Annotated in this window: 13 protein-coding genes; 8 read left to right on the forward strand and 5 right to left on the reverse strand. The window is 69.7% G+C overall.

Annotated elements, in window-relative coordinates:
• Window positions 1–21: 21 nt before the first annotated feature.
• From OXS27_RS15615 to mnmA, 3 genes are read right to left on the reverse strand one after another with little or no spacing between them, the layout of a single operon-like run.
• Entirely contained in the window at window positions 22–819 is a 798-nt protein-coding gene (locus tag OXS27_RS15615) for a VTT domain-containing protein (protein WP_267357285.1), read from the reverse strand.
• Window positions 816–1,469 (reverse strand): class I SAM-dependent methyltransferase, encoded by a 654-nt coding sequence (locus tag OXS27_RS15620; protein WP_243916495.1) that lies wholly within the window; start codon window positions 1,467–1,469, stop codon window positions 816–818. The genes OXS27_RS15615 and OXS27_RS15620 overlap by 4 nt, the downstream gene beginning before the upstream one ends.
• Before the next feature lie 25 nt (window positions 1,470–1,494).
• The gene (gene mnmA, locus OXS27_RS15625; protein WP_267357287.1) at window positions 1,495–2,649 is read right to left on the reverse strand and encodes a tRNA 2-thiouridine(34) synthase MnmA; all 1,155 of its coding nucleotides are present in this window, start codon (window positions 2,647–2,649) and stop codon (window positions 1,495–1,497) included.
• 249 nt (window positions 2,650–2,898) lie between these two features.
• Here mnmA and OXS27_RS15630 point away from each other — a divergent pair, with 249 nt between their 5' ends.
• The 8 genes from OXS27_RS15630 to OXS27_RS15665 all read left to right on the forward strand — a co-directional run bounded on the left by OXS27_RS15630 (window position 2,899) and on the right by OXS27_RS15665 (window position 11,058).
• The gene (locus tag OXS27_RS15630) at window positions 2,899–4,521 is read left to right on the forward strand and encodes a flagellar hook-length control protein FliK (RefSeq protein WP_267357289.1); all 1,623 of its coding nucleotides are present in this window, start codon (window positions 2,899–2,901) and stop codon (window positions 4,519–4,521) included.
• A gap of 74 nt (window positions 4,522–4,595) precedes the next feature.
• The gene (locus OXS27_RS15635) at window positions 4,596–5,279 is read left to right on the forward strand and encodes a flagellar hook capping FlgD N-terminal domain-containing protein (RefSeq protein ID WP_243916498.1); all 684 of its coding nucleotides are present in this window, start codon (window positions 4,596–4,598) and stop codon (window positions 5,277–5,279) included.
• Between the two features lie 91 nt (window positions 5,280–5,370).
• On the forward strand, window positions 5,371–5,646 hold the full coding sequence (locus OXS27_RS15640) for a DUF1153 domain-containing protein (RefSeq protein ID WP_243916499.1): 276 nt from the start codon (window positions 5,371–5,373) through the stop codon (window positions 5,644–5,646).
• Between the two features lie 322 nt (window positions 5,647–5,968).
• Window positions 5,969–7,606 (forward strand): flagellar basal-body MS-ring/collar protein FliF, encoded by a 1,638-nt coding sequence (gene fliF, locus OXS27_RS15645; protein ID WP_267357291.1) that lies wholly within the window; start codon window positions 5,969–5,971, stop codon window positions 7,604–7,606.
• A gap of 23 nt (window positions 7,607–7,629) precedes the next feature.
• Window positions 7,630–8,676: a flagellar motor switch protein FliG gene (locus OXS27_RS15650; protein WP_243916501.1), complete on the forward strand. Its 1,047-nt coding sequence runs from the start codon at window positions 7,630–7,632 to the stop codon at window positions 8,674–8,676.
• Window positions 8,673–9,284 carry a FliH/SctL family protein gene (locus OXS27_RS15655; RefSeq protein WP_243916502.1) on the forward strand — a complete coding sequence of 204 codons (612 nt, stop codon included), beginning with the start codon at window positions 8,673–8,675 and terminating at the stop codon, window positions 9,282–9,284. Before OXS27_RS15650 ends, OXS27_RS15655 begins: the two co-directional genes overlap by 4 nt.
• A 10-nt stretch (window positions 9,285–9,294) precedes the next feature.
• The gene (gene fliN, locus OXS27_RS15660) at window positions 9,295–9,627 is read left to right on the forward strand and encodes a flagellar motor switch protein FliN (RefSeq protein ID WP_243916503.1); all 333 of its coding nucleotides are present in this window, start codon (window positions 9,295–9,297) and stop codon (window positions 9,625–9,627) included.
• Between the two features lie 72 nt (window positions 9,628–9,699).
• Complete coding sequence (locus OXS27_RS15665) at window positions 9,700–11,058, forward strand: sigma-54 dependent transcriptional regulator (protein ID WP_267357293.1); 1,359 nt, start codon at window positions 9,700–9,702, stop codon at window positions 11,056–11,058.
• A gap of 603 nt (window positions 11,059–11,661) precedes the next feature.
• Here OXS27_RS15665 and OXS27_RS15670 read toward each other — a convergent pair.
• Both OXS27_RS15670 and OXS27_RS15675 read right to left on the reverse strand, forming a co-directional pair.
• Window positions 11,662–11,946, reverse strand: a complete 285-nt coding sequence (locus OXS27_RS15670) for a hypothetical protein (RefSeq protein WP_243916505.1) — start codon at window positions 11,944–11,946, stop codon at window positions 11,662–11,664.
• A gap of 98 nt (window positions 11,947–12,044) precedes the next feature.
• Window positions 12,045–13,352 (reverse strand): capsule biosynthesis protein, encoded by a 1,308-nt coding sequence (locus OXS27_RS15675; RefSeq protein WP_243916506.1) that lies wholly within the window; start codon window positions 13,350–13,352, stop codon window positions 12,045–12,047.
• Window positions 13,353–13,515 lie beyond the last annotated feature (163 nt).

Here is a 13,515-nt window from a genome sequence, read left to right on the forward strand (position 1 = left end):
AGCGGGCTCCGCGTCGGTGGATCACGCCCGAGAGCGGTGTCGGGCGCGCCGGCTCAGGGTCATGCTGACCAGGGCGAAGGCGGCCAGCATCACGAGCCCCGCCACCATCTTGGGCGTCACGAGTTCCCGCAGGGTCAGGGACCGGTCACAGCCGGTTGCGGCGGTGGCCAGGCAGGCTGTCCGGGCAGCCTCATGGGCGGCGACGACATCCTCGATCCCCGCCCCCGTGGTGGCGTAGACGAAGACGCCCGGCAGCAGGCCCAGGAAGGTCGCCAGCACGAAGACCCGCATCTTAACCCCGAAGGCGGCCGGTGCGAGGTTGGTCACCCAGAACGGGAACAGCGGCAGCAACCGCAGGACCGCGATGTAACCGAAGGCATCACGGCGAAAACCCTCGGCAAGGCCCGCGAGGCGGGTCCCGCCCATCCGGCGGAGCAGGTCGGCGCCGGGGCCGCGGCCGATGGTGAACACGATTGCCGCCCCCGTGGTGGCGGCGCAGAGTGCGGTCAGCGCCCCGGGCACGATCCCGAACAGGAAGCCGCAGATCATGGTGAGGATCAGCGTGGCCGGCACCGACACCACCACGGCCCCGACATAAAGGCAGTAGGCCGAGACCAGCGCGCGGCCATAATCGGCCTCGACATAGCCCCGCAGCCACGCCCGGGAGGCGAGCAGACGGTCGAGGCTCAGGAGCTGCGCCGCGCCCGAGACGAGGACGATGGTCGAGATGCCGATCAGCAGCACGAGCGGCAGCCAGCGCCGGACGCGCTTCCAGCGGCCCTCGCGGGGGGCCCCGGCGACGGGCAGGACCTCGCTCACCCGGGCTTGCGCATCCGCAGGATCTTGAAGAACCCGCCCGGGAAGGTCGGCTTCAGGCCTAGCACCTCGACGCCGTTGCGCCGGGCCCAGGCCTCGATCCGCGTCGCCTTGAAGTCCGAGGACCAGCCGATCTTGGTGCAGAGCGGCGCCACGATCTCCTCGACCCGGGCCAAGGGGCCGTCGCTCTGGCCGAAATGGTTGGCCAGCACGATGCCGCCGCCGGGCCGCACCACGCGCAGGAACTCCGACATCGCCGCCTCTGGGTCGGGCACCAGGGTGATCAGGAACTGCGCTACCACGGCGTCGAAGCTCGCATCGGCGTAGCCCAGGTGGCAGACATCCATCACCTGCAGCCCCTTCACGTGGGCCAGATTCCGGCGCTGGACCTTCGCGCGGGCGCGCTTGAGCATGTCCTCCGAGAGGTCGACGCCGCAGACGAAGCTCGCCTTCGGATAGTAGCCGAGCGCCAGCCCGGTTCCGACGCCGGCCTCCAGGATCCGCGGGCCATGCTCGGCGGCGGCCTCCACGGCGGCGCGTGCGGCGGGCTCGGTGAGCTTGTCGTAGACCACGTCGTAGACGGGGGCCCAGCGCGCGTAGGCCTTGCGCATCAGGGCCGTGCTCGGCCCGGCCGTCTGCGGCTCGCTCAGCATCGTTCGGATATTCCAGAGATTGAGATCAGGCAGCCTCGCGGGGCCGGGCCGACAACGCGTCGACACGCCGGATGGTGCCGCCACCGAGCACCCGGGCGCGGGGACCGTCATCCGCGTAGATCGCGCAGGCCTGGCCCGGCGACACACCGTCCTCGGGCTCGCTCAGCACTACCTCGGCGGTGCCGTCCGGCCCGACCGTGAGGGTCGCCGGGCGCGGCGGCCGGGTCGAGCGCACGCGCACCGCCACAGGGCGGTCGCGCACGGCTTCGGCCGGCCCCTCGCCGAGCCAGTTCAGCTCCGAGAGGCGGATGCGGGTGGTGGCAAGCGCAGTCCGGGGCCCGACGACCACCCGGGCGGTATCCGGCTCCAGCCGCACCACGTAGAGCGGCTCGGCCCCTGAAAGGCCGAGGCCACGGCGCTGGCCGACCGTATAATGCACGATGCCCTCGTGGCGGCCGAGGACGTGGCCTGCGAGGTCGACGATCTCGCCGGGCCGCGCCGCGTCGGGGCGCAGGCGGGCGATCACGTCGCTGTAGCGGCCCTGCGGCACGAAGCAGATATCCTGGCTGTCGGGCTTCTCGGCCAGAGACAGGCCGAGGTCCTTCGCCAGGGCCCGGGTCGCGGTCTTCTCCATCTCGCCCAGCGGAAAGCGCAGGAAGTCGAGCTGCTCGGCGGTGGTCGCGTACAGGAAATAACTCTGGTCCCGAGCGGGATCGAGGGCGCGGTGCAGCGCCCGGCCACCGCCCGCCAGCGCCCGGCTCGCCACGTAATGGCCGGTGGCCAGCGCGTCCGCGTTCAAATCCCGGGCGAGGCCCAGGAGATCGCGGAACTTCACCGTGCGATTGCACTCGACACAGGGGATCGGCGTCTCGCCCGCGAGGTAGCTTTCGGCGAATTTCTCGATCACCGCGTCGCGGAACCGATCCTCGTAGTCGAGCACGTAATGCGGAATGCCGAGATGCTCGGCGGCCGCCCGCGCGTCGTGGATATCCTGCCCGGCGCAGCACGCGCCCTTGCGATGGCTCGCCGCGCCATGATCGTAGAGCTGAAGCGTGACGCCGACCACGTCGAAGCCCTGGCGCTTCAGGAGCCCGGCGACCACGGAGGAATCGACGCCGCCCGACATGGCGACGACGACGCGCGTCTCGTGGGGGGCTTTGGGGAGATCGAGGGCGTTCATCACGAGGATCCGCAGCCGCCGGCCCGGAAGCTTCCCGGCTGCACGGGGCGTCTATAGCGGGACTCCGCCCGGCTTTCCAGCGCGAACGGCCCGCTTGGGTGCGGCCGCTCGGCAGATCCTGCCGGGCAGGCGGCAGCTTCGACCTTGGTGTCGCGCACCAGTTTCTAGAAAATCTTCGCCTTATCAGTGCTTTAGCGCGGATCAACGTTGGCGCGCCCCTTGCGGCATCGCCCTCAAGAGGAGCCCGGAATGGCGAGCGGTGCGACGGATCGGTTGGATGTCACCGCGTGGAACCCATCCACGCGGACGAGCTGGGAAGCGGCGGGTATCGCCGCGCGGTCCGGCACGTCCACGCAGGATCGGTTCGGCGCGGCCCTCGACGCCGCGCGAATCCGGGACGACGCCGCAGTCACGCAGGCCCGTACGGCCGGCCAGCGCGACGCCGCCGACGCGACGCGGACGCGGCAGGCGACGCAGCGCGCGGAAACCGACGCCTCCCGGACGGTTTCGGAGCGGAACCGAGACGCAGCCACGCAGGCCGAGGCCCGGGCTGCGGAGACGCGTTCTGCTGCCGCACCGCCGAGGAAAGCCGCGACCGCGGTGACGCCCGGTACGCCCGCACCGGCAGCCGCCCCACGCGCCGAGGATCCCGCTGCCGCGCCCGATCCGCACCCGGAGCCATCCGTTTCGGCGGCGCCGCGCGCACCGTCAGAGCTTGCCGAGCAGGACGCACCGGCCCCGCCGAAGGTCGCGGCGGCCGGCACGCCAGCGCAGGATCCGGTGGCCGACACGCCGGTCACCGACGCCGATACCCTCACCCCGGCCGAACCCCAGGCACAGCCGAGCCAGGTCGATGCCCCGGCGCAAGCTGCGCCGCCCGATCCCACCGCCACGCTGCTGAGCCTGCTCGCTGCGATGTCGGGCGGCGCGACCACCAACATCGCCACGACCAAAGGGAAGGCTCCGGCGCCGGAAACGGCCGGCGCCGATAGCATTACAGCCACGCCCCCGGCCGGCGCCGGAGTGACCCTATCGGCAACTGCCTTACCAGCGCCGACCCCCTCCCGGACGGGCACGGTCGACGCTGCGCCTGATGCGACGGTCACGGGGATTGCCGGGCCGGGTGTCGGCACGAAGGCTGCGACCGCGGGCGCGGCGCGATCCGAGCCGGTCAATCCCGGCGCCAACCCGGTCGCGACCGTTCAGACCGGCACGGGCGATCCGACGACGCCCGCGACCAGCCCCGGCGCCGACTTCCTCGCCGCGCTGGCCGATGCCAGACAGGCTGCTGGTCAGTCCGCCGCTTCCGGTGCGGCCGCCCCTGCGCCGCAGGCGGCGGGCTTGGCCAATCCAAACGGCTTACCGGCGGCACCGACGGCATCCGTCGGGTCCGCCGCGCAGGCCGTACCCGTTCAGCCGACTGCGCCCGCCCAGCCCGATCCGGCGATCCCGATCGGGCAGGTCCCGATGACCATCGGCTTGCGCTCGCTGAATGGATCGAACGCCTTCCAGATCCGGCTCGATCCGATCGAACTCGGGCGGGTCGACGTCAAGCTTGAGATCGACAAGGCCCGCGGGACGGTCACGACGCACCTTGTGGTCGATCGGCCGGAGACCCTGGCGATGCTCCAGCGCGATGCGAACCAGCTGCAACAGGCCCTGACGCAGGCCGGCCTCGATGCATCGGCCGGCGGCTTGAACCTGTCCCTGCGCGGCGACGGCAGCGCGCAGACCGGCGGCGGCAATAACCAACAGGGCGGCTCCCCCCAGGGCGGGTCCGCCGGCTGGACCCGGGATCAGGCCGAGGCGCCGCAGGAGATCGCCCCGACGCGATGGCTGCGCGGCTACGGCGGTCTCGACATCAGGATCTAGGCGCGGCGGCCCCTCGCCGAACGCCACGCAATCATCGTGCGCCCGCGCTTGGGCGCGGCACGGGAGAGACCAGCATGACCAGCGGCATATCGGGCCTCGCCAGCACGGCATCGGCGACCAGCGCGGCGTCGAAGAGCGGAAACGCGACCGAGATCGCCAGCAACTTCACGCAGTTCCTGACGCTGCTCACCACGCAGCTCAAGAACCAGAACCCCCTCGACCCGATGGATACCAATCAGTTCACGCAGCAGCTCGTGCAGTTCGCCGGCGTCGAGCAGCAGCTCAAGACCAACGACCGCCTCGACAACATCCTCACCGCCTCGCAATCGGCGAGCTCGGCCACGGCGACGAGCTACATCGGCAAGACCATAACGGCGAGCGGGGCATCCTCGCAGCTCTCGGGTGGCTCGGCCGCCTGGACGCTGACCCCGGCCCGCGCCGCCTCGAAGGCGGTGATCACGATCCTCGATTCCAAGAGCAACGTCGTGGCGACGCAGGCGACGTCGCTCGCCGCCGGAAGCCAAGCCTACACGTGGAACGGCAAAACCTCGGCCGGTCTGACCGCACCCGATGGCACCTATTCGATCAAGGTCTCGGCCACGGACGCCACCGGATCCACCGTCGCGGTCGATACCAGCCTGTCGGGGACGGTGGACGAAGTCGATCTCAGCGGGTCTTCGCCGGTTCTGCTGATCGGCTCGCAGAAAGTTCCGCTGTCGAGTGTGCAGACGATCGGGTTGTCCACAAGTGGCGCTTAACGAATCACATTCGAGCGACGCGCTTCAACATCTCTTAAGCGGGCGCAAGTACCTTGAAGCCTCGACAGGTCAGTCGAGTGTAGAGCGTATCATGACCGAACTTAGCCGCCCGAGAGTCAAGTACGTGATCGGGCCAGACGGCAGTCCTTTGACCATCGCGGACCTCCCGCCCCCGAGCACCCGCCGTTGGGTGATCCGGCGCAAGGCCGAGGTGGTGGCCGCGGTGCGCGGCGGCCTCCTGAGTCTCGAGGAGGCCTGCAAGCGCTATACCCTGACCACCGAGGAATTCCTGAGCTGGCAGTTCTCCATCGACCAGCACGGGCTCGCCGGTCTGCGGACCACGCGGATCCAGCATTACCGGCACTGATCCGGGCGTCTTCAGGGATGGGCCAGTTCGCCCGAACCGACCGGTCCCGAAGTCTCGCGAAGCCGCGTCCCGACCCCGGGCGCGGCTTCGTGGCGTTTGGAGCGCTCTCCGACGACGTGGACACCGGTTGGGCGCAAGAGGGCGCGCCTCAACAAAGGCTGAGAGCAGCGTACGGTCACAACGCGACCGGGAACGGCACTAGCCACCCGCTGCGTGCAACTGCAGGGCCGGGCATTAACGCCCCGCTAACCACGACCTGGGCAAATTCTGCCGGGCGAGCCGCCAGGGCCCGCCTCGCGTTCAGAGTGCAGCGAAGCCGCCCGTGAAGCCGGTCCTCGATCTCGTCACGAAGCTCGGACCGGCCCGCATCGCCGCCATGGCGGCGGTCACGCTGACGCTCATCGGCTTCTTCGCCTTCATCATCCTGCGGGTCTCGCGCCCCGACATGGGCGTGCTGTTCTCCGACCTGTCCATGCAGGATTCGGCGTCCGTCGTCCGCGACCTCGACAGCCGCGGCATCCGCTACGAGACGCGGGGCGAGGCCGGCCAGACGATCCTGGCGCCCCGGGGCGACCTCGCCAAGCTGCGCATGGACCTCGCCGGCAAGGGCCTGCCGACCCAGGCCGGCGTCGGCTACGAGATCTTCGACAAGGGCGACGCGTTCTCGTCCACCAACTTCGTGCAGAACGTGAACCACCTGCGCGCCCTGGAGGGTGAGCTCGCGCGCTCGATCCGGGCGATCGGCCGGGTCCAGGCGGCGCGCGTCCACCTCGTCCTGCCGGAGCGGCGCCTGTTCGAGCGCGACCGGGAGAACCCGAGCGCCGCCATCGTGCTGAAGCTGATGGGCGACCTCGATGCCGGACAGGTCCGGGCGATCCGCCATCTCGTCGCCTCCGCGGTGGAGGGGCTGAAGCCCGAGCGGGTCTCGATCGTCGACGAGCGCGGCCGTCTGCTGGCGGACGGGGCCCGGGATGCCGAGGCCGACGTCGCCGGCGGTTACGAGGACCGGCAGGTCGGCCTGGAGCGGCGCCTGCGCGGCCAGATCGAGGACGTGGTCGCCGGCATCGTTGGGCCGGGCCGGGCCCGGGTACAGGTCAACGCCGAACTCGACCACAACCGGACCGAGAGCCGCTCCGAGACCTTCGACCCAGAGAGCCGCGTCGTCCGCTCCGCCCAGACGCGGATCGAATCCTCGCAGACCAGCAATGCCGACGGGCAGGTCAGCGTCGGCAACGAGTTGCCCGGCGCCAACGCCACCGACAAGGCGCCGGCCCCCAAGGACGCGACCAACAAGAACGAAGAGACCACGAATTACGAGATCTCCCGGGTGACCAAGACGGAGATCGCCGAGGGCGGCCGGATCAAGCGCCTGTCGGTGGCGGTGGTGGTCGACGGCGTCTACGCGCCCACGGCGGACGGGAAGCAGACCTACAGCCCGCGCGCGCCCGCCGAGATCGAGCGGATCACCGCCCTGGTGCGCAGCGCGGTTGGGTTCGACAAGGCCCGCGGCGACCAGATCGAGGTGGTCAATCTCCGATTCGCCGAGGCGCCGAGCCTGCCGCAATTCAGCGAGCCGACGCTGATTCAGTCGCTGCTCGCCCCCACCAAGGAGGATGTGCTGCGCATGGCCGAACTCGCCGTGCTGGCGCTCCTGACCCTGATCGTCCTGCTTACCGTGGTGCGCCCGCTGCTCCGGCAGGTGCTGGCACCGGTGCCGGCCCCGCCGTTGCTCGCCGCGCCGGGGGGCATGGGCATCGCGGCCGATGCCGCGGCGGTCGCGGGGCCTGCGGGGGGAAGCATCACGATGATCGACCGGGACAATCCCACCGCCCGGCTGATGGAGTTCGCCAAGATCAACGGCCAGGTCCAGGCCGAAACCGTCCAGCGCGTGGTCGACATGGTCCGGGCGAGCCCCGCCGAGACCGTCGAGGTGCTGCGCGGCTGGATCCAGGAAGAGTAGCGTAGGGCGACGAGGGCAGCACGATGGCGGCAGGTCTGGCGAATTCCCTGGCGACGGTGGGCGGCGATTCCTTCGCGTCCATGCCCGGCCCGCAGCGCGCGGCCGCGCTCCTGCTGATGCTCGGCGAGGAGGAAGGCGCGCCGATCTGGCAGATGCTGGAGGAGGAGGAGGTCAAGAAGGTCAGCCACGCGATGGTCCAGCTCGGCACGCTGGAGGTCGCCACCGTCGACAAGCTGATCATCGAGTTCGTGACCAAGCTCGGCAACAGCGGCGGCATCTCGTCGAACTTCGAGCGGACCGAGGCGCTGCTCCTGAAGATCTTCCCGAGCGATCAGGTCTCGCTGATCATGGCGGAGATCAAGGGCGCGTCCGGCAAGCGGGTCTGGGCCTCGATCGCCCAGGTCGATCCGGAGATCCTCGCCTCGTTCCTGCGCAACGAGTACCCGCAGACCGTGGCGGTGGTGCTGTCCCGGGTGCGGGCCGACTACGCCGCCAAGGTGCTGACCATCCTGCCCGAGGATTTCGCGATCGACTGCCTCAACCGGATGCTGCGCATGGAGACGGTGCAGAAGGAGGCCCTGCGCCACATCGAGGAGACGCTGCGGGTCGAGTTCGTCTCGACGATCGCGCAGACCCAGCGCCGCGACGCGCATGAGATGATGGCCGACGTGTTCAACGCCTTCGACCGGCAGACGGAGGGGCGCTTCCTCGCCGCGCTGGATCAGGCGAATCGCGGCTCGGCCAAGCGCATCCGCGAGCTGATGTTCACCTTCGAGGATCTGCTGAAGCTCGATCCAGGCAGCGTCCAGACCCTGATGCGCTCGATCGAGGGCGAAACGCTCTGCCGCGCGCTCAAGGGCGCCAACGAGTCGACCCGGGCCTTCTTCATGAAGCAGATGTCGACCCGCGCGGCCAAGAACCTCACGGACGAGATGGCCTCCCTCGGCCCGGTCCGCCTCAAGGAGGTGGACGAGGCGCAGACGCGGATGACCGAGATCGCCAAGGACCTGGCCGAGAAGGGCGAGATCATGATCGCCAAGAATAGCGCCGAGGAGGAGCTGGTCTATTGAGCGCCCAGACCGCCCGGAGCGCCAAGCCGTTCCTGTTCGAAAACGACTTCCGCAGCGGGCGTCCCAGCGCCGAGGCGCAGCGCGCCGCCGAGTCCGCCGCCCGCGCCGAGGTGGACGCCCATGCCCGCGGGTTGCAGGAAGGCCGGATCCAGGCCGAGGCGCAGATCCAGGGCCGGCTCGCCGACGCCCTGAACCGGCTGGCACTGGCCGCGGCGGGCCTCATCGCCCAGGCCGACGCCCGGGATGCCGAGCGCGAGGCGCAGGCCGTCGAGGTGGCGATGCTGATCGCCCGGAAGGTCGCGGGCGACGCGCTTGACGCGGCCCCGCTCGCCGGCATCGGCGAGGCGGCACGCGCCGCCCTCCAGCACCTGCGCGGCGTGCCCCACCTCGTGGTGCGGGTCCACGACAGCCTGGTCGAGGAGGCCGAGACCCTGATGAAGCGCCTGGCGCGCGAGCGCGGCTATGAGGGCCGCCTCGTCGTGCTCGGCGACCCCGATATGGCGGCGGGCGATGCCCGCATCGAATGGGCCGACGGCGGCATCGTGCGGGAGCGCGCCCGCATCGAGGCGGCGGTTCTGGACGCCCTCGGCCTGGCTCAGAATTCCTGAAGGAAGCCCGATGTCCGACGATTTCAGCCTGCCCCAGCTCGGCGAGAACGACACCGACTACGCGGCCGGCTCGATCCGCGACGCGCCGACCACGCCGAAGACCGCCGCCGATCTCGAGCAGCTGTTCGACGTGCCCGTGATGGTCTCGGCGGTGCTGGGCTCCGCCCGGATGCCGATCGGCGACCTGCTCCGGATGGCGCCCGGCGCCGTGCTCGAACTCGACCGGAAGGTCGGCGAGGCGATCGACGTGTTCGTCAACAACCGGCTGGTCGCCCGCGGCGAGGTCGTCCTGGTCGAGGACCGGCTCGGCGTGACGATGACCGAGATCGTCAAGGGCGAGTAGCCCGGGCGCGTGATTTTTGGGACGCGGGCGCCGGGGGGCTGTCCGCGCCATGAGCTTTGAGAGGGACGAACCATGCGGCTCCTGATAATCGGGCGGCTGAACGGCGAGCTGATCACCGCCTCGAAGATCGCCATGCAGCGCGGGGCTTCCGTGACGCAAGCCGATGCCGTGCCGCAGGGCCTCAACGTGTTGCGCGCCCGCGGCGCCGATCTGATCATGATCGACGTGTCGCTGCCGATCTCCACCCTCGTCGCGGCGCTTGAGGTGGAGCGGATTCGCACCCCCGTGGTCGCCTGCGGGGTTTCGGCGGACGCCTCGGCCGCCGTGGCGGCGATCCGGGCGGGCGCCAAGGAGTACATCCCGCTTCCGCCCGACCCCGAGATGATCGCCGCGGTGCTGGAGGCGGTCGTCACCGACCGCGCCGCCTTCGTGTGGCGCGATCCCTCCATGGAGCGGGTGGTCAAGCTCGCCGAGCAGGTCGCCCGCTCGGAGGCCTCGGTGCTGATCACCGGCGAGAGCGGCACCGGCAAGGAGGTGCTGGCCCGGCACGTTCACCAGAAGTCCAACCGGGCGGGCAAGCCCTTCGTCTCGGTGAACTGCGCGGCGATCCCCGAGGCTTTGCTCGAATCCGAGCTGTTCGGCCACGAGAAGGGGGCGTTCACCGGCGCGGTTGCCCGGCGCATCGGCCGGTTTGAGGAGGCCAATGGCGGCACGCTGCTGCTGGACGAGATCTCCGAAATGGATGTGCGCCTGCAGGCGAAGCTGCTGCGGGCGCTTCAGGAGCGGGTGATCGACCGGGTCGGCGGCACCGCCCCGGTGCGGGTCGACATCCGGGTGCTGGCCACCTCCAACCGCAACCTCGCCGAGGAGGTCCGCAAGGGCACGTTCCGCGAGGACCTGTTCTACCGCCTGAACGTCGTGGCCCTGAAGCTGCCGCCGCTCCGCGAGCGGCCGGCCGACATCCTCGAACTCGCCGCGCATTTCGCAAAGAAATACGCCGCGGTGAACGGCGTGCCGGTCCGCCCGCTCTCGGCCGAGGCGCGGGCTCTGGTGTTGAAGAACCCTTGGCGCGGCAACGTGCGCGAGTTGGAGAACACTCTGCACCGGGCAGTGCTGCTCGCCTCCGGCGACGCGATCGGTCCCGACGCAATCCTGTCCCCGGACGGCGAGACGATCGCCTTGGAGGGCCCGGCGACACGCGCCGCGCAGGCCGCCGAGGCCGCGACCCGCGGGCTGGTGGGACGGACCGTGGCGCAGGTGGAGTGTGACCTGATCCTCGATACCCTCGACCATTGCCTGGGCAACCGCACCCACGCGGCCAAGATCCTCGGGATCTCGATCCGGACCCTGCGCAACAAGCTCAACGAGTACGTCTCGTCGGGCCTCGACGTAGCCGAGCCCGGTGGCGTGCGGAGCGCGGCCTTCGGATAGGGCCGCTCCGATCAGTGGGATTGGGTTCTGGAGGCGATGCGCGTCCCCCCCGCTCCCACTGCGCTACCAGATCCGCAGGCCACTGCCGGATACCAAGAACCTGAGAAACAAGCGCGTTTCGCCTCCTTGTGGGAGAGGCCAGGGGTGGGGGTGACGCAGGATCGAGTGTGACGGTGCCTTCCGCGCCACCCCCACCTAGCCCCTCCCCGCAAGGGCTATGGGCTACACCGGTTCGCTGTCTCGGCAGGGCGCACCCGCCAGCCGCGGGGAACGCGGGTCCCCTCTCCCGTGCGGGAAAGGGACAGGGTGAGGGATGAGAACTTCCAGAATGAAACGCGCCTCGTCAGCGCATCGATCGCGTGCTTTATCCCGAGAGTTCTCATCCCTCGCCCCAACCCTCTCCCGCACGGGAGAGGGGGTCCGTAGGGCTCCGTCATCGATCGTGAGCCTCAAACCTTTGTAGGCCGTAGCCACAAGGGGGAGGAGAGAGCTCAGCGGCCAGCGGTGTGTGAACCCGGCAGCCCGCAGAGGCGGGAGGGAGAGACGCGGATCGCTCAGCGGACGATCGTCGTGTCTCGTACCTGCCTCGGCAACGCGTGCAATCTACCGACGCCCGGTCTTCGCCGCCTGGTCGCTCTCGTTCTGAGCGGCGAAGGCCGCGTCCAGCTTGCGCAGCGAGGCGTAGCGGGCGACGTCACCCTCGACGTCGCGGATCGTCTCCTCGACGAGATGGCGCTGGAGCGCGACGCGCGGATCGTTGGGCGGCAGCGCTTCCCGCTCCTGCAGGCGGAGAACGGCCTGCCGCACAACGGTGTAGACCGCCTCGCGCTCCTCCCGGGTCATCGACGGCTGGATCGCCTTCGCGACGAGATCGGAGAAATCCGACATGGACCGTTAGCTTCGCTCTTCCATCGGGCGCCGGGACCGCCGGGCCGCCCCCCTCTACAGACCGGGCGGCCCAGGATCCAGAGGCGCGCTGCAGCCGCCTACATTCTCTGGTCGCGGATACCCGCGATCAGAAGCGACGACGAGCTCCAGATCACGAAGAAGCAGAAGAACGCCACCAGCAGCGTGTGGCCGCGCTCCGGGTAGAGGCTGTCCGTCGGCAGGACCGGCGGCACGAAGGTCGCCAGGAAGATATGCTGCTTGGAGGCCGCGACCCGCGCCCGGTCGAGCAGCAGATGGGCCGATTCCTCGAGCTTCTCGGCGATCGTCCGCTCGACGAGCAGACCCTCGTACTGGAGCAGCGCTTCGGTCAGGTTCGCGCCGCCGGCGGCACCCGAACTCGTCATCTCGTCCTGCAGGATCTTCATCTGCTGGTCGATGGCCGTGATGTTGGCGACGAGCGTCTGGATCGAGCGCGAGCGCTCATCCAGGCTGGAGCTGCGCAGGACCTGGAGGTCGTTCTCGGCCTTGAGCTTGTCTTTCTTCAGCAGCGTCAGGGTCGCCAGCGTCCCCTCGGCGGACTTGACCGGATCGATCACGCCCCACTGGTTGCGGAAGGATTGCAGGGCAATGTGCGCCTTGCGCAGGCGCTCCTGCGCGGTTCTGGCGTCAGTCTCCGCCTGGACGACCATGTCGGCCTGCGCACGCTTCGAGATGTCGTTGATCAGCGCCTCGGAGCGCGTCACCACCTCGCGGGCGATGGTCAGCGCGTCCTCGGGCGTGAAGGCCCGGACCGACAGGCGGATCACGCCCGAGATCGAGTCGATATGCGCGATGACGTGCTTGCGCCAATACTGGGTGAGATCCTCGATCGGGTCGGTCGGATCGAACCGCGTCCAGAAATCGGCCTCCTGTCGGGAGAACATCTTGGACAGGCCGATGCTCTTCTCGAGCGACTCGACCATGGTCTGGCTGGCGATGTAGTCGCGGACGATGAAGCTGTCCTGGCTGTTATGCTTCTGAATGAGGTTCGTGTACTGGCCGAGGGAGATGTTCTCCATCGGTTCGACGTTGCCGCGCACCGTGAACTGGGCCTCGGCGACGTACTGGTTCGACGCGAAGCCGAACAGGTACAGCCCGACCACGAGGGTCGGCAGCAGGACGAACAGGCTGATGCGGCGGATGATCCGCGCGCCGTAGCTCGACGTGTCCTCCCGGCGCGGGCGCAGGCCGGGCAGCTGGGTCCAGTCCAGGCGCTTGCGAATCGCGGTGGCCAGAGCCTGGGCGCCGCGCTGCTCCGGAACCGGCCGGATCGTCTCCGCGCTCCGCCGCAGCTCGGTCATCGTCGGGGCTGCGAACGTCACGATCTCGCTTTCGCGCGTGTCGTCTTTGACGTCGTCGAGGCTCATCCGCTCTCTGTTCCTGGGTCTGCGCCGGTTCCGCTGATGCGGCGCCGGCCAAGGGGCGGCCCGTGCGCGGAACCGGAATCCCGTTCTTTTAGGCCCTTTTTATGGCGCCCGGGTCGACCTGCGGGGCGCGGCGACGGGCGACCGAGAGCGCTCTGCGCCAAAG

It is taken from the genome of Methylobacterium sp. GC_Met_3 (genome assembly GCF_026540775.1).
Lineage (GTDB): Bacteria > Pseudomonadota > Alphaproteobacteria > Rhizobiales > Beijerinckiaceae > Methylobacterium.

Excerpts from the sequence above, each read along its gene's own strand:
- OXS27_RS15620 (WP_243916495.1), bottom strand. The coding sequence starts at position 1,469 with ATGCTGAGCGAGCCGCAGACGGCCGGGCCGAGCACGGCCCTGATGCGC.
- mnmA (WP_267357287.1), bottom strand. The coding sequence starts at position 2,649 with ATGAACGCCCTCGATCTCCCCAAAGCCCCCCACGAGACGCGCGTCGTC.
- OXS27_RS15630 (WP_267357289.1), top strand. The coding sequence starts at position 2,899 with ATGGCGAGCGGTGCGACGGATCGGTTGGATGTCACCGCGTGGAACCCA.
- OXS27_RS15635 (WP_243916498.1), top strand. The coding sequence starts at position 4,596 with ATGACCAGCGGCATATCGGGCCTCGCCAGCACGGCATCGGCGACCAGC.
- OXS27_RS15640 (WP_243916499.1), top strand. The coding sequence starts at position 5,371 with ATGACCGAACTTAGCCGCCCGAGAGTCAAGTACGTGATCGGGCCAGAC.
- OXS27_RS15650 (WP_243916501.1), top strand. The coding sequence starts at position 7,630 with ATGGCGGCAGGTCTGGCGAATTCCCTGGCGACGGTGGGCGGCGATTCC.
- fliN (WP_243916503.1), top strand. The coding sequence starts at position 9,295 with ATGTCCGACGATTTCAGCCTGCCCCAGCTCGGCGAGAACGACACCGAC.
- OXS27_RS15665 (WP_267357293.1), top strand. The coding sequence starts at position 9,700 with ATGCGGCTCCTGATAATCGGGCGGCTGAACGGCGAGCTGATCACCGCC.
- OXS27_RS15670 (WP_243916505.1), bottom strand. The coding sequence starts at position 11,946 with ATGTCGGATTTCTCCGATCTCGTCGCGAAGGCGATCCAGCCGTCGATG.
- OXS27_RS15675 (WP_243916506.1), bottom strand. The coding sequence starts at position 13,352 with ATGAGCCTCGACGACGTCAAAGACGACACGCGCGAAAGCGAGATCGTG.